Raw genomic sequence first — 23664 nt, forward strand, 5'->3', positions numbered from 1 at the left:
TAAGTACCATAATTGTTTCAACGATGGCGAATCGACCTGCTCGAACATTGGTCGATAAGCATGAGGCTGCTCGCCACGGCCGGGATGTCACCCGGGATGCAACACATTCAACTTCTAAGAGCGGGTCGAATTTCCCATGACGAGCATCAATACGAACAATTCAGCGATGTCTGCCCTTCAGACGCTGCGCAACATCAACTCCAGTCTCGAAACGACACAGAATAGTGTTTCTACCGGCTATCGGGTCGACACCGCATCCGACAATGCCGCCTACTGGTCGATCGCAACCACGATGCGGTCCGACAACAAGGCGCTCTCCGCCGTCTCCGACGCGCTCGGCCTTGGCGCAGCAAAGGTCGATACTGCCTATACGGCCATGGACAATGCGATCGACGTTGTCGACGAGATCAAATCCAAGCTTGTCGCAGCGACCGAGGACGGTGTGGACAAGTCCAAGGTCCAGGAAGAAATCAGTCAGCTTCAGGAACAGCTGCTGAGCATTGCCCAGTCGGCGTCGTTCTCGGGTGAAAACTGGGTCGCCGGCGCCGATGGCACCAAAAGTGTCGTATCGTCCTTCGTTCGCGACGGCTCCGGCGCCGTTTCCGTTAAAATGACGAAATACGCTCTGGATACCAGCTCCACGGGCAATGTGTTGTTCGGCATGAGCAGCGGGACGATCGATACCGCGTCCGGCATCCTCGGAACGGTGGACGCAAACGGCGATTCCGTCTATTCGCTTGATATCACCGACTTCACCACCGGTCAGATCCAGTCGGCGCTGTCGACCATCGAATCCGCACTGTCGGCAATGACCTCTGCCGGTGCGCAACTGGGTTCGATCTCGACGCGCATCGATCTGCAGGAAGACTTCGTCAGCGCGCTTTCCGATTCGATCGACTCGGGTGTGGGTCGGCTGGTCGACGCCGACATGGAGGAGGAGTCGAGCAAACTGTCTGCCTTGCAAACACAACAGCAGCTTGCGATTCAGTCGCTATCGATCGCGAATTCGTCGTCGCAGAATATCCTGTCGCTCTTCCGCAGCTAAACGCCGGATATATAGGACGCTCGGAGCAAATCCGTTGATGATACGATCGAGCCTGGCCCACACGGTCAGGCTCGATCGCGTTCAACTCGCTCGTGCAAATTTGTGTCGGCGGGTCCCTATCCCTCCTGTCCTCATCCGAACTATGGTGTCGCGATCGGCGAAATCGCGGTTCACTTCCGAGCCATGCTGTCCGTCGTCTCGATCGCAACCACGATCGGCCTTAGTCTTCGCACCCGAGGGCGGAGAACGCAGCGCGCGGGATCATCGCATGTCGGAACGACTTGAATCTGCCCGTCCTGATGAAACGCCCGCCATCGTCTGGCTCGGCTTCATGGCGATGTGCGTCGGCATGTTCATGGCGATCCTCGACGTCCAGGTGGTGGCGACATCTCTGCCGACCATCCAGTCGGCGCTCGGTATCGATCCGGATCAGATGAGCTGGATACAGACGGCCTATCTCATCGCCGAAGTGGTGGCGATCCCGCTCACCGGCTTCTTGACCCGGCTTTTGACGATGCGATGGCTGTTCGTTACCGCCATCAGCCTGTTCGTCGCAGCCTCCGCCGGCTGTGCGATGAGCGGCAGCTTCGGCGAGTTGGTGGCCTGGCGCGTGCTTCAGGGTTTTTCCGGCGGAACGCTGATCCCCTCGGTATTTTCAGCCGTGTTCATTCTCTTTCCGAACGAGCGGCAGGCGCTTGCGACGACGATCGCCGGCGTGCTTGCGGTGCTGGCGCCGACCGTCGGGCCGATCGTCGGCGGATGGCTGACGCAGACCTATTCCTGGCACTGGCTGTTCCTGATCAACATCATCCCCGGTATCATCTCGGCAATCCTGGCCGCACGATCCCTGCCGCGGCAGGCGACCGATCCGTCCGAACTCAGGCATCTCGATGGACTGGCGCTCGCGCTGATGGCGACCGCGCTGACGAGCCTGGAACTCAGCCTGAAGGAGGCGCCGACGAGCGGCTGGATCTCGGCCTATGTGCTCAGCCTGCTAACCGTCTGCCTTGCTTCGGGAGGCGTCTTCGTCTGGCGAACGCTGCGCCGAGACAGGCCGATCGTCGATCTCGGCAACTTCGGCGATCGGAACTTTCTCGTCGGCTCCGTCCTGAGCTTCGTGCTCGGCATCGGCCTCTTTGGCTCGGTCTATCTCATGCCGGTCTTCCTCGCTTTCATCAGAGGACACGACGCGCTCGAAATCGGCATGACGATGCTGGTCACGGGCATCGCGCAACTGGTGACCGCGCCGATCGCGGTCGCGCTGGAGAAGCGCATGGATGCACGCCTGCTGTCGGCGGCCGGTTTCGCGCTCTTTGCGATCGGCGTCGGGATGAGCGCGTTTCAGGATCCTCGCACGGATTATGACGCGATGTTCTGGCCGCAGGTCGTGCGCGGCGTCGCCATCATGTTCTGCCTGCTGCCGCCGACGCGGCTGGCGCTCGGCACACTTCCGCCAGATCGCATTCCCGATGCCAGTGGACTTTTCAACCTGATGCGCAATCTCGGCGGGGCGATCGGCATCGCGCTCATCGACACCATCATCTACACGCGCTCGGAACCGCTGGGACAATCCCTGTGGACCCGTCTTCAAGCCGGCGACATCGAGGCTGCGACATTTGTCGGCGCACCTCTTCAGACCATATCGGGACATAGCGGCAGCTTCGATGCGGATACCACGGCGCTGCTCGATCCGCTGGTCCAGACGGCGGCAAGCGTCCAGGCAATCAATGAAGCCTGGATGGTCATTGCCGTCCTGACCGGCTGCGCCCTGCTCTCAGTGCCCTTTGCCAGGCGGCCAACGCCGACGTGAAAACCAGAGCTGACGAAACCGCTTAAAGAGAATCAACTAAGTTGTTGAAAATCTTGGATCCGAGACTGCGATGGGGAATCTGAGCAGTCCTAACTCGCGCATGGCACCAGCCAGATCACCGAAATACCCTTCAATATTCGATCGCATCCACACAGCTTCATTGGGTCGATTTAACGTAAGGGCAGAAGCGAAGCCTCCGTCCCACATCATCTTGCTTATCTCGGAAAGACAGTATGTAAAACATCGGTCAAACCGCTTCTAGGCCAGCGCAGCACTGCGCGTCTCGGCATCGATGAAATAGGCTGCGGCACCTGCCAACAGCAGCAAAGCAGCGAAAATCCCGATGACCAGGCCGAAATCTTTGGTCACAAAAAGACCAATCAACGATGGCGCGAGCAGCCCTCCAAGCCGAGCCATGGCACCGGCGGCACCCATTCCGGTTGCCCTGGACGCAGTAGGATAAAGCTCTGGCGTATAGGCGTAGAGTGCACCCCACGTACCAAGTAGCGCGAAGCTCATGATTAGCAGTGACGACGCTACCAAGAGTGCGGATGAGCCGACGACGAACAAAATGCATCCCATCGCGGAAAGGATGCAAAATGCCACAAGCGTTGGACGTCTCCCCCACTTTTCGACGCCGTAGGCAGCGAGCGCATACCCGGGAATCTGGGCAAGCGCGATCAGCACAAGAAAACCGTAGCCGCGAACGAAGCCAAAGCCGTCCCCGGCAAGTTTCGGAGGCATCCAGGTGAAGACACCATAGTAGGAAATGGACACCAGAAACCAAACCGCGAGGATCAGAAGGGTTCGACGCCGCAGAGCGTCGGAGAATATTCCAATACTACGCGTCGGTGCTGCGGGCGCGAGGTCAACCTCTTGCCCCAGAGCACTGCGGCCATTCACCAGGGCCATCCGGTCGATGATCGCCTTTGCATCTCCACCCCTTCCCTTGCGTAGAAGATAGAGCGGCGATTCCGGCACGAAAAACCGCAGACCGAAACCGATAATCGCCGGGACTGCTGTTACGGCAAAGATCAATCGCCAGGCTTCGGCCACGTTCCACAGACTGAGCAGCCAGGCTGCAATTGCGACAACAAGGGTCCCGACGGCCCAGAAGCCCTCCAGCAGCACCAGCCACCTGCCTCGGTTCTTCGCCGGTAGGAATTCGGCCATCATCGCATAGTCCACCGGCAACGTCCCGCCGACTGCTGCACCGGTCAGGAAGCGCATGAACAGAAGGAAGGTAAAGTCTGGCGCGAAAATTGACAGCGTGCCAAAGACCGCATCACAGGAGACTGTCGCGATCAGAACGCTGCGACGACCGATCCTATCGGCAAGCCGACCAAACCCCATTGCGCCCAGAAACATGCCAAGGAAAAACACCGTGCCCGTCTGAAGCGCCTGCGGCACCGTTAGTTCGAAGCTCGTGGCGATCGAAGCCGCTGTGAAGCCCACTGCGATGACCTGCATGGCGTCAGCTGCCCAAACCAAGCCGAAGATGGCCATCAGCCGTCCCTGATATCGTCCTGCCCCCGCGTGGTTGAGTGCATCGTCGATTGTGATTGGGGTCATTTGTTTCCAAACCCGGCTGCCATGGACCGCTCATAGTGCATTCAGGCCAAAAGATCGCAGCCGCAAGCCGCGATGGCCATTTGCCAGCCTTACCTGTGCGTTTTATGACATTCTGCAAGGTGATCGGCTCGTACATCTGATCTGAAGCTTAAGACCGGAGCCTGAGAGGCCGCTGCTAAAGTTGCGAGGAAAATGTTTGAGAGACTTTGAACTGCTTGTTGCGGCAATCGCGGCCGTTCCTGCGATGCCAGTAAATCTCGCTCATGCACAAACGAGCATTGGCGATGCAACCGCTATGGGCCTAACGGGCTCATGCGACAAGCTCATCTTGGGAAAACAGAAGCTCGCTGATAGCTGTTCGGGCAAGCTGCTCAACATGTCCTATCCAGACGGTCGTGTCGGCTTCTACTTTATTCTCGATGACGGACGGATCGTGACCTTCAGCGGTATGGATGCTCCCAATCGGACGCCGGACAGCGACGTCGTGAAGGTCGACAAGGTGATCATCGGCGTTAAGGGGAAGCCAAACGATCCAGAGGTCGTCGCCGCGACCGGTACATGTACCTATGGCAACCCTTATGAAGGCGAAGCGACCGTCTCCTGTGATGGCACGATGTCTAATGGCCAACGGTTTTCCGCGAGGTTCACGTCTGACGGTAAACCGCCGACTTGACCACGAGTGGCACCACCCTCCTGCCTTCGGGATTGGCTTTAGTCCGTCACAACCCGCGAATTTGAAAAGCCCGATTTCACAGATCGGGCTTTTAACTTCCTCGCCGTGAATTAGTCTCGATGCTCGGGCATCTCTTTCAGCCGATCTTTTGTCCAGGACGTAACCGCGTGAACGTCGCCATCTTCATCGCGCATGAAGTCCAGATCGCTGATCGGCACGGACACAGGTTTTGCGCCAATGCCGAGAAACCCACCGACGTCGATGACGACATTTGCGCTGCGGCCAGAACCGTGCACGTGGTCCACGCTTCCAACCTTGTCGTCATCTGCGCCGTAGACAGTAGCGCCTTCAAGGACTGCGGCCGTTAGTTCGTCGGTGCCTAGTCTTACGTGCTTGCTATGGTCCATTTTCAAACTCCTCCGTTCGAGCCCATGTGAAAGCCGCCGGGGTGCAGTTTGTTCCTGCGTGAGGCTAATGGTTGACGCTCGAAAAGCGATCGGCCTTTGGGAACTGTTGTCGTTGTTGAAGCTCCCGTGGATGAACGGTTAACCTGGCGAATGGCTTGAAATGGTCGGCCGTGCCGAGCCCCATGGCCCTATCGCGCATTCGTAGCGAAATCTAACCTACGACTTCGGCTTGAAGAACCTATCGGCTTCCTTCATCGCATTCTGCGCCGAGCCGTACAGCGCCCTTACGGCATCGCGCATTTCGGCAAACGCCTGCACGGTTCGTGGCGAAATGTAATCGCCTCTTGCTTCCGCATTGAGCCGCAAAGCTCTCTCGCAATCGGCGGCAATTCTATCCAGCTCCGGGGAAACCCGATAGAGCCGTTCCAAAATGGCGTCGATGTCACCCTTGGCGCGTTCAGACATTCGTTCTGCCATCAAACACTCACCGCTGTGTCCCTTCCCCTGCAGGAGCTGAAGAACTCCTAAAGCAGTGTTCCCTGTTCGGCTTCGTCAGCCACTTTCACGTCCGCGCCGCCACGGCGGCGAAGTTCCGTCTCCGCGCTGAAGCGGACGTCGGCATCCCGATCGCGAGCGAACGCCTGCAATGCCGCAATATCCAGCCGATCCCAGCTTTTGCCACGCTCATGGCCTGAAGGTACTCGTGGCAAAAGGCCAGGCTCGCTGCTCCATTTCACCAGTTGCTCGAAGGTGGATTCATTCAACATGTCCCGCAAATGGTGTGCGGTTACGTACGCATCGGGCATCGCGCGGTGGGCCGGAAGGCCAATCGCGTGCACCAGTCCCTCGGGCATACGCAGGTAGCGGAGCATCTGATTGGAGAACCTCGGCAGTTCAGGCCACAGCCGAAGTGCGCATTTCCACGTACATATCCAGGCCGCTCCACCGGCATATCTGGGGGTGCAGTAGCGCTGCTCGAAACTTGCCCGATGTGCAGCCAGTGCGATTGCTCCACCTTCCGGCCGTAAGACGCTGGAGGCGATTTCTTTCCAAAAAGGTGCTGTCGCGACCTCCGCGTCCAAGATGTGATGTATTGCCATCGTCTCAGGAGAGATCGGTCGCCCTGGATTTACAAGCAATGATCCGCGCTCATCGTCAACCCGCCATCCCCCATCATGGCCGAGCACGACGTCCTGCCATCCGATCTCGCAAACATCATTCGGGCCATTCCCGGCTGTTTCGAGGTCAACGACGCGGATGCGAGATTTATGATCTACAGGTTTTGATAGAATCCCACTGCTCTCAATCAACATATTTAGCTATTTCGACCCAATGCCGTAAAAGTCCAGATATCGCTCGGACATGATGGGACAGGCTATTAACGTTTGTCGACATGGTCGACGTGCTTTACCTAAGCGACATGGGCAAAAGAGGCCTGCTACGCCACGAGCACCGATCAATTTGGAGAATGTTCCCGATGTTTTGTGAAATAACCGGGGAACTTACCTGGCACAGAAGATCGGGACTTTACGCGACGGCGTCTCGCCTGTATTGCAGCGCCACTTCAGATCGCCTGCCGACTTGTTGGTTTTCGCGCTTTGAGCAACAAAAAGGGCGCTCCCCGGAAACGGGTTGAGCGCCCTATAAGTTTCTTCCATTGCAACCTGGGAATTGGATGGCGGTCGATCAAACCCGGCGGCAACGCGTGATTTTCGCGGACAAAAAAAGAGGGCCGACGGAGAACCGTGGCCCATTAATTGTGAAGGTATAAACCTCCAGAGGGGAACAGCTGAAACGACGGAACTGGGAGGAAAAGCCGTCGTGTTGCATCAGCTGTAATCACCATGCTCCTTTTTTGACCGGTTGGAAAACATTTTTTGTGCAAGGCAGCTATGCAACAGTGGATCATCCGGCCGAAATAGTCCGTGGAGGATGGCCTCTTGAACGCTGCTACCGCGACCTGGATCTTGAACTCTTTAGAAGGCGTCGATCTGGCGCCGGACTAGGTCACAGAGAAACGAGCCATCAAATCCTGGAGAGGCCATGCTTGAGGACGCGACGCCCTTAATCGGGTTCGACGATTTCGTTTGATTTTACTCGGCGTCGTCGTTCGCCTTTGGGAACAGTTGCAGCACATTTGACCCACTCGGGTGCGCCAGAGCGCGCGCCTTTGAGCGCCGCGAGGTGTTTTCCCCAGCCTTTTGGACAGCTGAAACGAGACCTTCCCGCTGGCGATAATAATCTGGCTTGGCAGGCAGGGTGAGGTCAAACTCTTCAAGCATACGCTCAATAATGTCCATCGCTTCAGCCGCCAGACCAGCATAACCTTCTTGGCGACGCTCGAAGAAGCCATCGTATCCCGGCCTGGAAAGGTCGAGACTATCCAACGCATAAGAAAGGGTCTTCACTCGGTTCGACAACCACAAAATTTCTTCTGAGAGCTCGGTACTAAAAAGCCCCCAGTTTGCGTCCTGCGGGAGTGCAAGGGCTGGATCACGAACGTGAAACGCGAATTCGCCTTCATCCATGGGATTGAATTCGGGCATGTCGTGAACAGCCGCATAGCTGGCGCCGACAAAATCGTCCAGGGCCAGCACCGTCAGCATCGCTAGGTTTCTAACCTCGGCTTTCGGGCGCCGGTTGATCCCAGACTTCGCAAGTCGGATAACGATGGGAAGCAAGGAGCCAGCGGCTAAACCGCCAGCGCCGATGAGCGCTCCCATTGCCATAATCCCTTGGGTGGTTTCGAAGAACTGCGTCAATAGTCACCTCGTTGAATGGGAGTTGCGAGTTGCATCAAGAAGCACGCACAGACGGAATCAGCGCTTTTCCGTCCCAGTTTGCCTTGAAGTTAAATGATAGGGAACTCCGTTCCCGCCTTATGGCGCCATTGAGCAACCTGACCGTATCATCGTCACCGTCGACCTCAGTTCAATTGACGCCTTGGCAATGACCTCTCGGTGCAACTTTCGAATTGAAACATCAAGTGATATCGGCTGGCCTGTCTTTCAAGGACCTAATCGAGAACCGGCGATATTGGTAAGATTTCTCTCAACCATTTTGCGTCATCCTCCAGTTCCCTTCTGAAGCCAATCGACGAGATCTCATGGCCACGGACCTTACGCGCAGTTTTCAAATGCCCCGACGCGATGAGCTTGGCCTCGTTGCGATCAGCAACGGTTCCGGCCTGTCGATAACGGCCCTGCCGAACGGCACCCTGTTTGCCATCGAATACGTCGACGACAAGGGATCGGTGCAGATCAACCAGATCCAGGGCTCGCCGCTCGCCGGCGGCGTCGGTCGCCTTTATCTGCGCATCGGCGGGGCCGCGCCCGAGGTGGTGGAGCTTGTCGGGCCACGCGCCAATGGCAGCTTCGGGCACAATGCGACGAGCCTGGCCTGGAGCGGCAAAACAGGCGATATCGGCTACGACGTCCGCCTCGAGCTTCATTCCTCCGGAACGGCCTGGTTCTGGCGTGCCTCCATCCGGCATCTCAAGGAGGGGACGCTGCCGGTCGATCTGGTGCTGATCCAGGACGTTGGTCTCGGCGATCGCGGCTTCCTGATGAACAGCGAAGCCTATGCCTCACAATATGTCGACCATCATATCGCCGGTCACGAGACATTCGGCCCTGTCGTGATGAACCGACAAAATCTAAAACAGTCGGGTGCCCGTAACCCTTGGCTCGTGCAAGGCTGCCTCGATGGGGCGGCCGCCTATGCCACGGATGCGATCCAGCTGGTGCAGGCGAAGGACCGCCTCGACGACCAGCTGGTCGGCCCTTTCGGCACCAGCTTGCCGAGCAAACGGCGCCAGCAAGAGACGGCGTGTCCCGCCATCCAGTCGAAATCGCTCTCCGTCCCGGCAAGCGGTGTGACCGCGACCTTCTTTGCCGTGTTTGCCGCCGATCATCCCGAGGCGTCGAGCGATGCCGACCTTACACGGCTTGACGAGCTCGCGGCGACCGACAGTGCGGCTGCCGATATCGAGGAGGTCGCGCCGGTCCGCAGCCTGCTACAGGATGCAGCCCTGCTGAAGGCCGAGGCGCTGGATAAAAAGGCGATCGGCAAGCTCTATCCGGAGCGGAGCCTGGAAGAGCGCGTCGACGGAAAGCTTCTTTCGTTTTTCGTCTCCGACGGCGTTCTGAACCGCCATGTGGTCCTACGCGACAAGGAGCTCATTGTGGCGCGCCGTCACGGCGCGATCGTCAGAAGCGGTGAGAATATGCTGCTCGACGATGCGACGCTTGCCGCGACCTGCTGGATGCAGGGCATTTTCGCGGCCCAGCTGACGATCGGCAATACCTCTTTTCACAAGCTCTTTTCCGTCTCCCGCGACCCCTACAATCTGACCCGCGCCAGCGGGCTGCGCATCATGGCGGATGTCGGCGCCGGCTGGCAGCTTCTGGCGGTGCCGTCGGCGTTCGAAATGGGGCTCAGCGATTGCCGCTGGATCTATCGTTGCGCGGAACGCACGATCATCGTGTCGGCGGCCGCCTCCGGCGAGGATGCGGCGATGCAGTGGACCGTCTCCGTCGAGGGCAAGCCGTGCCGCTTCCTGGTGTTTGGTCATATCGTGCTCGGCGAGCGCGAATATGACGTGGGTGGGCAGATCGAATTCGATACGGCAGGCAAACGCATTCTTTTCCGACCGGACCCGGCCTGGCTCTGGGGCGAGCGTTATCCCGATGCCGGATATTGGCTGGTGAGTTCGACGCCCGATGCCATCGAGGAAATCGGCGGCGACGAACTGCTCTACAGCGATGGGGTAACACGCAACGGTGCTTTCGTGGCGCTCCGATCCCGGCCGACACAGGCGCTCTGCTTTGCCGTCGTCGGCTCGATGACCGATGCCACGGATGCCGAGCGCCTGGCGCAGCGTTATGAGGCCGGCGTCACCGACGAAGCCATGCTTGCACCGGCATCAAAATTTTGGCGGAACGCGGTGCGCGGCATAACGATCGGCAGCACCTCGCCCGACCTTGCCGCGCAGACGACGCTGCTGCCCTGGCTGGCGCATGATGCGATCGTGCATTTGAGCGTGCCGCACGGCCTCGAGCAATATACCGGTGCGGCCTGGGGCACACGCGACGCCTGCCAGGGGCCGATCGAATTCTTGCTTGCCTATGAGCATGACCGCGAAGCCAAGGCGGTGCTGAAAACCGTTTTCAGCGAACAATACCTGGAAAAAGGTGACTGGCCCCAATGGTTCATGCTGGAGCCCTATGCCAACATCCGGGCAGGCGATAGTCACGGCGACATCGTCGTCTGGCCGCTGAAGGCGCTCTGTGACTATATCGAAGCGACCGGCGATCTTGCCATCCTCGACGAGAAGGTCTCCTGGCGCGATGAAAAGACGATGGCCAGGGCGCCAGAGCTCGACACCATCGCGATCCATGTCGAGAAGCTGCTCGAGACCGTTCGCGAAGCTTTCATCCCGGGAACGCATCTGATCCGCTATGGCGAGGGAGACTGGAACGATTCCCTGCAGCCGGCCGATCCGCATCTGCGCGACTGGATGGTCAGCAGCTGGACCGTTGCCCTGCTCTACGAGCAGATCGTCCGTTATTCGGCGATCCTGCGCCGCCTCGGCCACGGCGACAAGGCCAAAATCGACAAGGCGAAGGGTTTGAGGAAGATCGCTACGGCGATGCGCCGGGATTTCAACCGCCATCTCGTGCGCGACGGCGTCGTGGCCGGCTATGGCATCTTCGATCCCAGCCATGACGGCGTCGAGTTACTGCTGCACCCGAGCGACCGGCGCACGGGGCTGCATTACTCGCTGATCTCGATGACGCAGGCGATGCTCGGGGGGCTGTTCACACCGCCTCAGAGGCACGAGCATATGAAGCTGATCGAAGAGCATCTGCTCTTCCCCGACGGCGTGCGGCTGATGGAAAAGCCCGCGACCTATGCCGGCGGGCCTGAGACGCTGTTTCGCCGCGCCGAGTCCTCCTCCTTCTTCGGCCGCGAGATCGGGTTGATGTATGTCCATGCGCATCTGCGCTACTGCGAGACGCTGGCGCTCGATGCCGAGGCGGAAGAGCTCTGGAAGGCGATCGCCGTCGTCAATCCGATTTCCGTCACCACAGCGCTGCCGCATGCTTCACTGCGCCAGCGCAATACCTATTTCAGCAGCAGCGATGCGGCTTTCCATGATCGTTATCAGGCAACGGCCGAATGGGAACGCGTCAAGGCGGGGGAAATCGCCGTCGACGGTGGATGGCGGATCTATTCAAGCGGCCCCGGGCTCTACACCCGAAGCTTCGTCGAAAATATCCTCGGCTTCAAACGGCGCTTCGGCCGGCGCAAACGCCAACCGCTTCTGCCCGCGATCCACGCTTCTGTCGATCTGCAAACCGACCACGCCGCCTGGCGGCGGCTGATGAAGCCGAAGCCCGAGCTGTGAAAAGGATTATGCCGTAGCGTCACGCAACTCTTCGAAGCGTGCGGCACTTTTCGACAGGTGGCTTCGGATGGCGCGGCGCGCGGCAAGCTCGTCACGGTCGCGGATCGCCGCGAATATGGCATGGTGTTCCCTGCGCATGCGCGCCGCATGACGCTTGCGTTCGGCTGATGTCATCTTGTCCAGGCGTGCCCATTGCCGCGGCACCATGATGTTGCCGAACGTGTCGAAGAGGCGACCGTAATAGGAGTTGTGCGTCGCGACCAGAATGGACCTGTGGAAGGCGTAATCCTCTTGCGCGCCGTATCCACCCTCCTCGAGCGCCTTGTCGAGGGCGTCGAGACGATCCTGCATGCGCTCGATGTCCTCCTGGGTGCGCCGCAACGCGGCAAGACCGGCAGCTTCGTATTCGACCCCCATGCGCAGCTCCAGCACGCGCAGAACCTCGTCGATCGACTGCAGGTCGTTCGGAATGATCGAGAAGGATCTGGGCGTCGGATCGTTCGAGACGAAAGCGCCAAGGCCTTGCCGCGTGGTGATCAACCCCTTCGCGCGCAGGGCGGCGAGCGCTTCGCGAACGATCGTCCGGCTGACGCCGGTCGCCGTCATGATCGCCTGTTCGGTCGGCAGGCGTTGGCCGGGCTTCAGGTCGCCGGATTCGATTTGCGCCGTCAACATATCGGCAAGGTTGCTGCGCAGGTTCGGCGCCTGCTGAGTCGTATTGAAGTCCGCGTTGTCCTTATCTGCCATCCTGTTTCGAAATCCCGGTGTCGGGGCGGCCTCGCCGTCCCCGTTTCCTGTTCGCACTCCGTATCCACGCCGATGCGGTGGGCAGCAGCTCTAGAACAAAATGGTTTTAGGCCGGGTCGGCCTAAAATCTGAATCCTGTTCTACATTATATAGTTAGAGCATGATGTCGTCCGAAAACCGCTCATACTTTTCGGCATCATGCTCTAGCGCATAACCCCGAAAACAAGAATCGATTTCTGCGGTCATGCGGAAAATCAAGCGACAGAGCCTCCTTGGCGCGGTGTCTAGGTCTGATCGATTGGTGAGACCGATCAGCGCGCCAGCCAACCGCCATCGACGGGCAGTACCGTTCCATGCACGTAGTCGGATGCCGACGATGCCAGGAATACGGCCGCACCGCCGAGTTCGGACGGCGTTCCCCAGCGCCCGGCCGGTATGCGGGCAAGGATGGCCGCATTGCGGTCGGCATCCTCGCGCAGCGCCGTGGTGTTGTTGGTCACGAAGTAGCCCGGGGCGATGGCGTTGACGTTGACGCCCTTGCCGGCCCATTCGCAGGCCAGCAGCTTGGTCAGTCCGGCGAGGCCACTTTTCGAGGCGGTATAGGACGGGATCCGGATGCCGCCCTGGAAGGAGAGCAGCGAGGCGATGTTGATGATCTTGCCCCTGCCCTTGTCGACCATGTGGCGGCCGGCTGCCTGCGACAGGAAGAAGGCGGTCTTCAGGTTGACGTCGATCACCGCGTCCCAGTCTTCCTCGGTGAAGTCGAGCGCATCGGCGCGGCGGATGATTCCGGCATTGTTGACGAGGATGTCGAGGCCGCCGAAGGTCTGGATGGTCTCAGTGACGATCCCCTTTACCGGCTCGATACTGGCGAGATCGGCCTTGACGACATGGAAACGGCTTCCCGCTTCCTTCACCAGCGCCTCGGTTTCGTCCATTGAGGAGCGTCCGACGGCGACGATCGACGCACCGGCCTGCGCCAATGCTGCCGCGATGGCCTGGCCGAGACCGGTATTGGCGCCGGTGACGACGGCAACCCGGCCTGAAAGGTCGAAGGGATTTGCCACGACGCTCACCTCAGATCCGCAATGGCGATATGGTCCATGTCGGTGAAGCTCTTATTGTCGCCGGCCATCGCCCAGATGAAGCTGTAGTTCTTGGTGCCGGCGCCCGAATGAATCGACCAGGGCGGCGAGATGACCGCCTGTTCGTTGGCGACGAGCATATGCCGGGTCTGCTGCGGCTCGCCCATGAAGTGGAACACACGCTGCTCCGCTTCGAGATCGAAATAGAGATAGGCTTCCATGCGGCGGTCATGCGTATGGGCCGGCATTGTGTTCCAGACGCTGCCCGGCTCGATCATGGTGAAGCCGAGGGTGAGTTGGCAGGACTGGCAGACGTCCGGATGGATGAACTGATAGATCGACCGCTTGTTGGCTGTTGCAGCTTCGCCCGGCGTCAGGTGACGGGCCTTTTCGCGGGTGAGCAACACGGTCGGGTGCGCTTGGTGCGCCGGCGTCGAGACCAGATAGAACTTTGCCGGGTTGGCAGCATCCGCGCTCTCGAACCTGATGTCCTTGGCACCCTTGCCGACATAGAGGCAATCATATTTGGCAAGATCGTAATTCGTGCCGTCGACGATGATGCGGCCGGCCCCACCGATGTTCAGGGCGCCGAGTTCACGCTCGGCAAGGAAGGTTTCCTGTCCGATCGCAGTCGGCGCCGTCAGCGTCAGCCCGGGGCCAAGCGGCGTCGCGCCGCCGATGACCATGCGGTCGTAATGCGAATATGTGAGCCGGATCTCGCCGCTCGCGAAGACGGTTTCCACCAGAAAGTGACGCCGCAGCGTCTCCGTGTCGAAATCGCGCACGGCCTCGGGATGGGAGGCGTGCCTCACGTCGATCTGCATGTCAATTTTCCTTCCGCTTCATTGTCGCTACGGGTCGTCGCTATTACGGAAGCCGGTCTTGTCCGGCCTGTTCCGCTGCGGCGGTATCCATCCGGTTACATAGTTGTACGACAAGTTTGGAGTCAACATGTTTGTCCGTGCGCGCTCGAGGAGACGCAAGGCCCGCAAGAGCACAAAAGAAAATCAGGGAATGGACAGGAGAATTTCTGGAGATGATGACGCCATCATCCAAGCAGTGGATCGCAAGCGGCCGTTCTTGGGCGATCCGGCGGTGCTATCGGCCAAAACGAAAAAGCCTGCCGCGGGAGGAGGTGCGGCAGGCTTTCGTAAAAAACCGAACGACAGCTGGGAGGAGGAGTGCTGTCATTCCACAGGCGACCCTGGGAGGAGGATGGGGCGCCTGTCTATCGAAGGGATGCGGGAGGAGGTGCATCGCTTCGATAGAAATTATCATACTTATTTTTTGCTCAGTTGATAGGCATTTCTTTGCAGGGCAGCTATGCGTTATGCGAAAAGCGGGAGGCTCGATCACATGGTCCATCTGCCGGAAGCACAAAAGCAAAGCGCCCGCTCGGGAGGAAGCAGGCGCTGGCATAGTCTTTGAAGATGCTTGGTCTAAGCTGCCGTTAGCGGGCGATGGCTGCGCGGGCGACGTTGCGGATTTCGCTGCGGCCGATGCCGAGGTCGTCCAGTTCGCGTGCGGACATACGACCCAGTTCAGCGACCGTCTGACGATACTTGCGCCAGTTATTGAAAGAGCGTGCTACGTTCATGATGATCCCCTTTCGTGGGCTTTCGAAGCTTAGCTGCCAGTCCTTGGCGCTTCGTTCGCTTCGATGAGTTGTATATAGTACGGGACATCTGATTATTGCAGCGCCAATGCATCACTGCACCTATGCGGCGCTTGCATGGGTCGCCATATGCCGTAGCCAATCGGGATCCGAACCGCTTCGCGGTCAGAGTTTGAAGCGATCGAAGGCCGTCAGCCGCACGATCGGCGGTTCCGCCTCGGCCCATCGGTAGATATCCGAGCGCAGATAGGAAAGCTCGTCGTCGAGATCCTCTTCGCCGACTTCGATCCACCAGGACTTCAAGCGACCGTCGCTGCCGTCCGACCAGCGGTAACCCCTCGCCTTCAGATGATCCTTCATCTCGAACGGGCTGTGTTCGGCAAAGATGCGGATGCGCGAGCGCTGGCTGGCCCGGTACAGCTCGGTGAACGGGCTTTCACCGTCGCGCTGCTCCCGATCGAGGATTTCCAGGAGGGCGTGGCAGTCGTCCACGGCGCGATGGCCTTCGTGAAAATAGCCGGCCTGGCCGACGAGATAACCGAGCTTCGTGCCCTCGAAGCCGCGGGCGCTCCAATTAATCTCCGAAACCGAGCATGCCCAGGCCTTGCCGGTGAAAATCGTCGAGAAAGCCTCGCAGAACGGCCGGTCGAAACCGGCATTGTGAGCAATGATCAGATCCGCCGGCTCGATCAGAGTTCTCAGCGATCGGATATCGATGAGTTGTCCTTCGACCATCGCATCGGTGATACCCGTCAGCCGGGTGATGTCGGGCGGGATCGGCCGGGAGGGCTGTTGCAGGCCGCCGTAAATGCCGACGATATCGCCGATCGCGCCGTCATCGTCGAAGGTAAAGGCGACGGCGCCGATTTCGATGATCTCGTCGCTGCGATGGTTGAGACCCGTGGTCTCCGTATCGAGAATGACGCCGAGGCGCGAAAACCCCGGCTGTCTGACTGACGCAATCGGCCGGGCGACCAGTTTTCTCAAGATGCGATAGTTGCCGCTCTCTTCGAGCGCCCGCGCCATGTCTTCATTGGAGTGGACGACCGGCTGCGATGGCCGCCGGTGCGATGGACCGCGTGCCTTGGCCGTCGCGGACGATGCCTTGGCAAACATGTCGAGTTGCGAATCTCTGTGCACGCTCATCGAATCTATATGTCACGGAGACGCGATTTAATCCATCGCCGGACAGCACCGCGCGTTTTTTTCGCGAGGCGCAACGGATGCTCCAAAGGATGCCGCGCATAGTGTGGAGTGGTTTTGCGACAACGACATCCGCAAAACCAAAGACCTGAACCGGCAAGCGAATCTGAAAGATCGCGACGCGCTTTAGCACTTCGAATTATGCAGTAGCGAGATGCGGTGGAGTATCAACGCGTGCCGTTTTGTCTGGCGGGAAGCTCAGCCGGCAGACCGCGCCGGGATTGCGGTTGTCGATCGTCACCTCGCCGCCGTGCATGCGCAGGATGTCGCGAACGAGATTGAGGCCGAGGCCGGCACCGCGTCCGTCGTGATGGCGTTTGAAGAACGGCTCGAATATGCGATCCCGCATATCGGCGGGGATGCCCGGTCCCTCGTCCCTGACCTCGATCCAGTTGCAGCCGGCGGTCAGCGAAATGGTACCTTTCCTGCCGCCGTGGTTGATCGCGTTCTGCAGGATGTTCATCAGGGCGCGCTGCAGCGCCAGAGGATCGCCCTCGATCTCGCCGGCGCCGTCGACATCGAACTGCACCATATAGCCCGCGGCAAAGGCCAGCGGCGCCATCTCGATGATGACCTTCCTGGCCAGCTGGCCGAGATCGACCTTGCAGAATTGGACCTTGCCCTGTTTCAGCCGCTGAAGATCGAGCATCTGCTCGGTGAGTACGGCAAGCCTTGCGGCATCTTCCAAGAGGTCGGTCTTGATCGAACTGTGCGGCAGGGACCCAATTCGCGTATTCAGAATGGCGATCGGCGTGCGCAGCTCGTGGGCGGCGTCGGTCAGAAACCGCTCTTGCCGCTCATAACCCTCGTCGAGACGACCGAGCGCGCGGTTGACGGCGTGCACCAGCGGCGCGATCTCTTCCGGAGTATCGTTTTCCGACAGCCGGCCGCCACGCTGGTCGATATCGATCGTATCGGCCTGGAGCGCGGCCTGGTCGATCCCGACCAGCGACCTTCGCACGACGAGCGGCGTCGCGATCAACGCACCCAACGCCATCACTGCGACGATGGGAATAACAATTTTCACAAGGACCAGCGAAAGCTTGAGCAGGATGAAGGTTGACGAGTTGGGGCCGTCAGTGCCTGTCAGAAACTGCACCTGTCCCCAATCCGTCGCAATCCACTTCATCCGGGCAGCTGGACGGTCGTGGTCGCCGAGGTTCGAGCCGAACTTCGCCTGGCCGACATGATCGAGCGTGTTGCCGATTGCGGCATATTCTTCCGGAATCCGGCCCTCGCTCAAAACATGTCCCTGCATGTCGCGAACAGTGTACCAGAGATCGGGCGCCTCCTTGCGCAGCTGTCGCAGATCCTCGGTCTCCCTCAGGCTCAACTCTCCTGTGGGTTGGCGGAAGACGGCCTGGCGCAGGATCTCGATCGTGCCCTCCGTCGAGCTGAACTCGGATATCTTGCCAACCGAAATCAGCACGATCATCACCAGGATGAGCACGACCGATTGCACGGCAAGAAGCCGCCAGAACAGGCGCTTGCGCAGCGAATAGGAGCATCGTTTGCTCATGATGATTCACGCAGGAGATAACCCACGCCCCGGATAACGTTGATGACCACGCCCGCTTGCGATGCTGCCAGCTTGCGCCGCAACCGCGATATGTGGGAATCGAGCGCGTTCGACTGGATCTCGTCGTCGAAGCCGAAGACCGCTTCCATCAAGGCCGGTCTGGGCACCATGCGACCGGCCCGGCGCATGAGGCATTCGAGCACCAACGCCTCCCGGCGCGGCATTTCCAGACGCAGACCGGAAACGATGATGTCGCAATAGGTCGGGTCGAACGAAAGACGGCCGATCGAAATCAGCGCCGGGCGCAAGGTTTCGGAGCGGCGCATAACTGCGCGCAGCCGCGCCAGAAGTTCGTCGAAGACGAAGGGTTTGGCAAGGTAATCGTCGGCACCGGTCTCAAGGCCGGTGATCCTATCTGGAACCTCTCCCTTGGCGGTGATGACGATGATTGGCAGCGTCAGCCCCTTCTTGCGGATCTTCGGAATGAGTTCGAGGCCATCGCCGTCGGGCAGTTGCCGATCCAGAAGCACGGCGTCGTAGGCGCCGTCGCCGATCACCAGTTCGGCGTCGCATAGGGTCGAAACGTGATCCATAACCATGTCGTGCCTGGTGAGCGCCCCTCGGAGCGCCACAGCCATTTGAGGTTCATCCTCGATCAGTAATATGCGCATCTCACATTCCTATCGGGGGGCCCATCGGGGGCCCATCGGGGCCGTCGGTCCATAGGTGGAAACCATATCACCCTCGAGCAAGTCTGCGATGCCTGTCGCGCATCGAATGCCGGATCGCCGCCTCGTATCGAAGGATCGTATCCGTCATCATGCGCGGCGCTGCTCGATCAATGCCATTGGCTGGTACCTGCGGCTGATGCGGTAGACCGCGGCCGGCGGGATATTGCGGAACGTCCAGCCGATCCTCTTTGAGACAAGACCGAGAGAGTCGAGGATTTCGACGGGCACCGGGCATTTCGGCCCGTAGGTGAACTGATAGAAGGCACCGTGTGGCCTGAGGTTGGAAAAGCAGCCCTCGAGCAGCGCCTGCACATCGTCGGGCCGCATGGCAAGAAGCGGAAGCCCGCTGACGACGCCACCGAAGAATCTTCCGGAAAGCGCCGTCTTCCACATCTCCCGCACGTCCAGCTGCAGCACCCTGGCATCGGGAAAGCGATCTTGAAGCAACGTGGCGAAATCCCGTTCGTATTCGATCAGCGTCAGATCGCGCTCGGCAATGCCGCGTTCCAAAAGGGCTGTAGTGAAAACGCCGGTGCCCGGACCGAGTTCGAGAATCGGCCCGGTTATCGCAGAGATTTCCTTGGTCATCAGGCCCGCAAGGCGCGGGCCTGATGGCGTGATCGAGGCAATGCGCAGTGGCGCGCGAAGCCAGGCAAGAAGAAAGCGTCGTCGATCGAAACGTGACATTGGACCTTCATAGTGGCTGATTGATCCCACCCATGAACCGGCTCAACATTGCAACAGTCTGTCATGTCGCAGTCACTGTGACGCAGACGCAGATTTTTATGCCTGAGAGGCGACCTTCCGCTGCGCTGTTCTGAGCCCATTCCGATCGATCCAGCCTTTGATTTCGGCGGCAATCGCCTCGGGCTGGTCTTCGGGGGCAATGTGACGCGCTGGCCCGCAGCCCCTGATTTCCAAGCCGGCGATGGTGTCGCGGCACCACGAAATCATCTCGCTGCCGATCAATAGCGTTTCGGCGGTCCCGTCGAAGGTCAGTAGCAGCTTGGGCGTCTCAGGACTGGCGGAAAGCCAGCGGTCATAGGCCTCGATCCTGGCGACCACATCGGCCGGCTCGCCGTTGATCGGCATGGCGCGCGGCCATTCCAGCAGCGGGCGCCGGCTGTCGCGGTCCGGATAGGGGGCGCGGTAGACGTCCCAATCGGCATCGCTGAGCCCTTTCAGCGTGGTTGCGCGCAAGGCCTGTTCGATGAAGAAATTTTCGTCGAGGACCTTGGCCTCGCCGGTTCCCGCACCCCGCAACAGTTCATAACGTGCCTTTCCGCCGCCTGGCAGATCTTCCCAGCTCATCGGCCGCAGGATGGTTTCCATGAAGGCAATGCCGCGCACCCGCTCGGCGTGGCGCGAGGCCCAGTCGAATGCCAGCGCGCCGCCCCAGTCGTGGCCGACGAGCACGACGTCGTCGAGGTCAAGCGCTTCGAACCAGGCGTCGAGATAGGCGATGTGATCGCCATAGCGATAGCCGATGTCGGGTTTGCCGGAGCGTCCCATGCCGATCAGATCGGGCGCCAGGCAGCGGCCGGGCCCGATGCCGGACATGATGTTCCGCCAGAGATGCGATGAGGTGGGATTGCCGTGAAGGAAGACGATCGGGTCGCCCTCCCCCAGTTCCTCGTAGGAGATGAACGAGGTGAGAATATCGATGATCGGCATATGGAGCTCCGCGCTTTCGTGCTATATAGTCAGGCAGCTGTCCATTTATCATATAGACAGGCAACTGTCTATATTGTTGCGCGGGGTTTCATGTCGTCTTCTTCCCTTGGCCTGTTGTTGCGTCTGGTCCATCAACATTGGACACAGGCCGTCGAAGCGGCGCTCGATGAGGCAGGCTACGGAGATATCCGCCCACCGCACGCCAACGTCTTCACCTTCGCACGGCCCGAGGGCATCCAGGTTAGCGAGCTGACCAAGCTCGCCCGCGTTCGCAAGCAGACGATGACGCAGGCCGTGGAAGAACTCGAGCGCTTGGGTTATGTCGAGCGCCGGCCCGATCCGAACGATCGGCGCGGCAGGCTGGTGTTTCTGACGGAAAAAGGCCAGGGGGTCAGGCCGATAGCGATGGCGGCGGGCCGGCACGTCGATGAAAACTGGGCGGCCTTGACCAGCCAGCAGCAGATGGACGATCTGCGGACAGCACTTCGGCGGCTGCTGGAGCAGCTGCAATAGCGAAGCGGGGCTTGCTTGAGACGACCCTTTCCACTTAACCGTCGCGCGACCGAAGGAAAATACATGCCTGGTGACAACAGCAAAGGTGCCGACGAGGATGTCATCATCATCGGCGCCGGTGCCGCCGGCATCGCCGCCGCCCGTCGCCTGCAGGCAATCCGCCCGGATCTGTCCATCCTCCTGCTTGAAGCCGGCGACCGTCTCGGCGGTCGCGCCTGGACGGCCAGCCTGCCTGAAGCCGCCGATATCGGGCTCGATCTCGGCTGCGGCTGGCTGCATGGCGCGCGGACCAATGCCTGGACTGCCATCGCCGGCGAGGTCGGACTGACGGTCGACCGCACGCCGGCGCCCTGGAACGATGGCGGACGGCGGCTTCAGCGGGATGACGCCGAGGCGCATGCCGCAAGCGAGGCGATAGGCGCCTATTTCGAGCGCCTCGAGAGCCACGCGGGGAATGACGCAGCCATGGCCGATATGCTCGAGCCCGGCAATGCCTGGAACGGCCAGATCCGGGCGGTCGGCACCTATATCACCGGCGCAGAGCTGGAGCGGTCGTCGGTCGTCGATTACAACAGATACGATCCCGGCCCTGGCCCTGACTGGCGGGTGCGCGAGGGCTACGGAACGCTGGTCTCGCTTTACGGCAAGCCGGTTCGGGCAAGGCTCGGCACGGAGGTGACGCGCATCGACCATCGTCACGCCGGCCGTATCCGCATCGAGACGAACCAGGGTGTGCTGAGTGCCCGTGCGGTGCTGGTGACCGTTTCGACCAATGTGCTTGCCGCCGGCAAGATCAACTTCGATCCGCCTTTGCCTGACAAGATCGAGGCAGCGGCCCGTTTGCCGCTCGGGCTTGCCGACAAGCTCTTCTTGAGGCTCGCAAACCAGGAGGCACTGCCGGCGGACACGCATATGCTCGGCTCTACCCGTCGCGGCGCGACCGGCACCTATCAGCTCCGGCCATTCGGTGCGCCCGTCGTCGAGGCCTATTTCGCCGGCGACCTTGCGCATGATCTGGAGCGCCAAGGCAGAGAGGCTGCCTTCTCCTTCGCTGGCGACGAACTGGCGGCACATTTTGGCGCGGACATCCGCAAGGAGCTGTCGGTTGCGGCAATGTCGGCTTGGGCCGCAGCGCCCCATATCGGCGGCTCCTATTCCTACGCCGAACCCGGCGCCTCCGATCAACGCGGCCGTCTCGCCGCGCCGCATGACGAGCGGATCTTTTTTGCCGGCGAGGCCTGTTCGACGTCGCGTTATTCGACGGCGCACGGCGCCTACGAGACCGGCGTCGCCGCAGCCGATCTGATCGCCGGCTCGTTTTCGCAAAATCCGTAATCGTTGTCGGCCGCAACGGCAGGCAGGAATATTTTTTTCTCACTTGTCGCGCGGGCGGGATTGGTTATGCTCACCCCAGCCTCTGTGCTCCCAGCCCAGGGCGCTATACGTCATCCGGCGGCAAGCGGCCGCCTCAAGCACAATATTGTCATTGTCATTGATTGCAGGAGCCCCGGCTTCTACCCCGACGTTTGCACGTCGGCTGCGGGTATCCGCATGAGGAGGAAGAAATGGATTATCGCAAGCTCGGTCCCAGCGGGACCGTCGTCACCGCCTATTGCCTCGGCACCATGACCTTCGGCGCGGAGGCCGACGAGGCCGCCTCGCACAAGCTGCTCGACGATTATTTCGCCTGGGGCGGCAATTTCATCGATACCGCCGACGTCTATAGCGCCGGAAAGTCGGAAGAGATCATCGGACGCTGGCTGAAGGCGCGCCCGACCGAGGCCCGCCAGGCGATCGTCGCCACCAAGGGGCGCTTTCCGATGGGCAACGGCCCCAACGATATCGGCCTGTCGCGCCGGCATCTTAGCCAGGCGCTCGACGATTCGCTCCGCCGCCTCGGCCTCGAGCAGATCGACCTTTACCAGATGCATGCCTGGGACGCGCTGACGCCGATCGAGGAGACGCTGCGTTTCCTCGACGACGCGGTTTCCTCCGGCAAGATCGGCTATTACGGCTTCTCCAACTATGTCGGCTGGCATATCGCCAAGGCCTCGGAGATCGCCAAGGCTCGCGGTTATACCCGTCCGGTGACGCTGCAGCCGCAATATAACCTGCTGGTGCGCGACATCGAGCTCGAGATCGTCGCGGCCTGCCAGGATGCCGGCATGGGTCTGTTGCCGTGGTCACCGCTGGGCGGCGGCTGGCTGACCGGCAAATACAAGCGCGACGAGATGCCGACGGGCGCCACCCGCCTCGGCGAAAACCCCAATCGCGGCGGCGAATCCTTTGCGCCGCGCAATGCGCTGGAGAGAACCTGGGCAATCATCGCTGTCGTCGAGGAGATCGCCAAGGCGCATGGCGTCAGCATGGCGCAGGTGGCGCTCGCCTGGACGGCAGCGCAGCCGGCAATCACGTCAGTCATCCTCGGCGCCCGCACGCCGGAGCAGCTCGCTGACAATTTGGGCGCCATGAAGGTCAAGCTTTCCGATGACGAGATGACGAGATTGAACGATGTGAGCGCCCCTCAGCCACTCGACTATCCCTACGGCAAGGGCGGCATCAACCAGCGCCACCGCAAGATCGAGGGCGGCCGCTGAGCCTTCCGTCTATAACCGGATGAGACGTCTCGCCCGGCCTGCGACCAACAACGAAAAAAGCCGC

At 60.3% G+C, this 23664-nt stretch carries 22 protein-coding genes; 8 read left to right on the plus strand and 14 right to left on the minus strand.

Features of this window, described 5'->3' with window-relative positions:
- Positions 1 to 136 precede the first annotated feature (136 nt).
- Together A6U98_RS30940 and A6U98_RS30945 are read left to right on the plus strand one after the other, a co-directional pair.
- On the plus strand, positions 137 to 1045 hold the full coding sequence (locus A6U98_RS30940) for a flagellin (protein ID WP_064654894.1): 909 nt from the start codon (positions 137 to 139) through the stop codon (positions 1043 to 1045).
- Positions 1046 to 1313: 268 nt separating this feature from the next.
- Positions 1314 to 2855 carry a DHA2 family efflux MFS transporter permease subunit gene (locus A6U98_RS30945; protein WP_064654896.1) on the plus strand — a complete coding sequence of 514 codons (1542 nt, stop codon included), beginning with the start codon at positions 1314 to 1316 and terminating at the stop codon, positions 2853 to 2855.
- A 258-nt stretch (positions 2856 to 3113) separates the two neighbouring features.
- Here the strand turns inward: A6U98_RS30945 and A6U98_RS30950 are convergent, their stop codons facing one another.
- A complete protein-coding gene (locus A6U98_RS30950) occupies positions 3114 to 4427 on the minus strand; it encodes an MFS transporter (RefSeq protein ID WP_064654898.1) in 1314 nt (437 codons plus the stop codon).
- 196 nt (positions 4428 to 4623) lie between these two features.
- Here A6U98_RS30950 and A6U98_RS30955 point away from each other — a divergent pair, with 196 nt between their 5' ends.
- Positions 4624 to 5100 carry a hypothetical protein gene (locus tag A6U98_RS30955; RefSeq protein ID WP_064654899.1) on the plus strand — a complete coding sequence of 159 codons (477 nt, stop codon included), beginning with the start codon at positions 4624 to 4626 and terminating at the stop codon, positions 5098 to 5100.
- 110 nt (positions 5101 to 5210) lie between these two features.
- Here the strand turns inward: A6U98_RS30955 and A6U98_RS30960 are convergent, their stop codons facing one another.
- The 4 genes from A6U98_RS30960 to A6U98_RS30975 form a co-directional block, all read right to left on the minus strand.
- A complete protein-coding gene (locus A6U98_RS30960; RefSeq protein WP_064654900.1) occupies positions 5211 to 5507 on the minus strand; it encodes a PRC-barrel domain-containing protein in 297 nt (98 codons plus the stop codon).
- Positions 5508 to 5723: 216 nt separating this feature from the next.
- Complete coding sequence (locus A6U98_RS30965; RefSeq protein WP_003553233.1) at positions 5724 to 5984, minus strand: hypothetical protein; 261 nt, start codon at positions 5982 to 5984, stop codon at positions 5724 to 5726.
- Positions 5985 to 6031: 47 nt separating this feature from the next.
- Positions 6032 to 6820, minus strand: a complete 789-nt coding sequence (locus tag A6U98_RS30970; RefSeq protein ID WP_064654902.1) for an exonuclease domain-containing protein — start codon at positions 6818 to 6820, stop codon at positions 6032 to 6034.
- Positions 6821 to 7600: 780 nt separating this feature from the next.
- Positions 7601 to 8269, minus strand: a complete 669-nt coding sequence (locus A6U98_RS30975) for a hypothetical protein (RefSeq protein ID WP_064654903.1) — start codon at positions 8267 to 8269, stop codon at positions 7601 to 7603.
- Between the two features lie 344 nt (positions 8270 to 8613).
- On the opposite strand from A6U98_RS30975, the gene A6U98_RS30980 reads away from it, so the two are divergent.
- Positions 8614 to 11916 carry a hypothetical protein gene (locus A6U98_RS30980; RefSeq protein ID WP_064654905.1) on the plus strand — a complete coding sequence of 1101 codons (3303 nt, stop codon included), beginning with the start codon at positions 8614 to 8616 and terminating at the stop codon, positions 11914 to 11916.
- A gap of 6 nt (positions 11917 to 11922) precedes the next feature.
- On the opposite strand, the gene A6U98_RS30985 is transcribed toward A6U98_RS30980, so the two are convergent.
- The 3 genes from A6U98_RS30985 to kduI all read right to left on the minus strand — a co-directional run bounded on the left by A6U98_RS30985 (position 11923) and on the right by kduI (position 14572).
- A complete protein-coding gene (locus A6U98_RS30985) occupies positions 11923 to 12663 on the minus strand; it encodes a FadR/GntR family transcriptional regulator (protein ID WP_064654908.1) in 741 nt (246 codons plus the stop codon).
- A 311-nt stretch (positions 12664 to 12974) separates the two neighbouring features.
- Positions 12975 to 13739, minus strand: coding sequence for a 2-dehydro-3-deoxy-D-gluconate 5-dehydrogenase KduD (kduD, locus tag A6U98_RS30990; RefSeq protein WP_280950279.1), 765 nt, complete (start codon positions 13737 to 13739; stop codon positions 12975 to 12977).
- Complete coding sequence (gene kduI / locus A6U98_RS30995) at positions 13736 to 14572, minus strand: 5-dehydro-4-deoxy-D-glucuronate isomerase (protein ID WP_064654910.1); 837 nt, start codon at positions 14570 to 14572, stop codon at positions 13736 to 13738. The genes kduD and kduI overlap by 4 nt, the downstream gene beginning before the upstream one ends.
- A gap of 127 nt (positions 14573 to 14699) precedes the next feature.
- Here kduI and A6U98_RS31000 point away from each other — a divergent pair, with 127 nt between their 5' ends.
- Complete coding sequence (locus A6U98_RS31000) at positions 14700 to 15047, plus strand: hypothetical protein (protein WP_156667908.1); 348 nt, start codon at positions 14700 to 14702, stop codon at positions 15045 to 15047.
- A 151-nt stretch (positions 15048 to 15198) separates the two neighbouring features.
- On the opposite strand, the gene A6U98_RS31005 is transcribed toward A6U98_RS31000, so the two are convergent.
- From A6U98_RS31005 to A6U98_RS31030, 6 genes are all read right to left on the minus strand, one after another.
- Complete coding sequence (locus tag A6U98_RS31005) at positions 15199 to 15345, minus strand: DUF1127 domain-containing protein (protein WP_003548073.1); 147 nt, start codon at positions 15343 to 15345, stop codon at positions 15199 to 15201.
- Positions 15346 to 15528: 183 nt separating this feature from the next.
- Positions 15529 to 16509, minus strand: a complete 981-nt coding sequence (locus tag A6U98_RS31010) for a 3'-5' exonuclease (protein WP_064654914.1) — start codon at positions 16507 to 16509, stop codon at positions 15529 to 15531.
- A 196-nt stretch (positions 16510 to 16705) separates the two neighbouring features.
- Positions 16706 to 18085, minus strand: a complete 1380-nt coding sequence (locus A6U98_RS31015; RefSeq protein WP_064654916.1) for a HAMP domain-containing sensor histidine kinase — start codon at positions 18083 to 18085, stop codon at positions 16706 to 16708.
- Positions 18082 to 18756, minus strand: a complete 675-nt coding sequence (locus A6U98_RS31020) for a response regulator transcription factor (protein ID WP_003553255.1) — start codon at positions 18754 to 18756, stop codon at positions 18082 to 18084. The genes A6U98_RS31015 and A6U98_RS31020 overlap by 4 nt, the downstream gene beginning before the upstream one ends.
- A gap of 147 nt (positions 18757 to 18903) precedes the next feature.
- Entirely contained in the window at positions 18904 to 19503 is a 600-nt protein-coding gene (locus A6U98_RS31025; protein WP_064654918.1) for a methyltransferase domain-containing protein, read from the minus strand.
- Positions 19504 to 19599: 96 nt separating this feature from the next.
- Positions 19600 to 20490 carry a haloalkane dehalogenase gene (locus tag A6U98_RS31030; protein WP_064654920.1) on the minus strand — a complete coding sequence of 297 codons (891 nt, stop codon included), beginning with the start codon at positions 20488 to 20490 and terminating at the stop codon, positions 19600 to 19602.
- Between A6U98_RS31030 and A6U98_RS31035 the strand changes: the two genes are divergently transcribed.
- The 3 genes from A6U98_RS31035 to A6U98_RS31045 all read left to right on the plus strand — a co-directional run bounded on the left by A6U98_RS31035 (position 20491) and on the right by A6U98_RS31045 (position 23600).
- Complete coding sequence (locus tag A6U98_RS31035) at positions 20491 to 21003, plus strand: MarR family winged helix-turn-helix transcriptional regulator (protein ID WP_064654922.1); 513 nt, start codon at positions 20491 to 20493, stop codon at positions 21001 to 21003.
- Between the two features lie 63 nt (positions 21004 to 21066).
- Positions 21067 to 22338, plus strand: a complete 1272-nt coding sequence (locus A6U98_RS31040) for an NAD(P)/FAD-dependent oxidoreductase (RefSeq protein ID WP_064654924.1) — start codon at positions 21067 to 21069, stop codon at positions 22336 to 22338.
- Between the two features lie 230 nt (positions 22339 to 22568).
- The gene (locus A6U98_RS31045) at positions 22569 to 23600 is read left to right on the plus strand and encodes an aldo/keto reductase (protein ID WP_064654926.1); all 1032 of its coding nucleotides are present in this window, start codon (positions 22569 to 22571) and stop codon (positions 23598 to 23600) included.
- Positions 23601 to 23664 lie beyond the last annotated feature (64 nt).

This window comes from Rhizobium sp. WYCCWR10014, from assembly GCF_001657485.1.
In the GTDB taxonomy this organism is placed as follows: domain Bacteria; phylum Pseudomonadota; class Alphaproteobacteria; order Rhizobiales; family Rhizobiaceae; genus Rhizobium.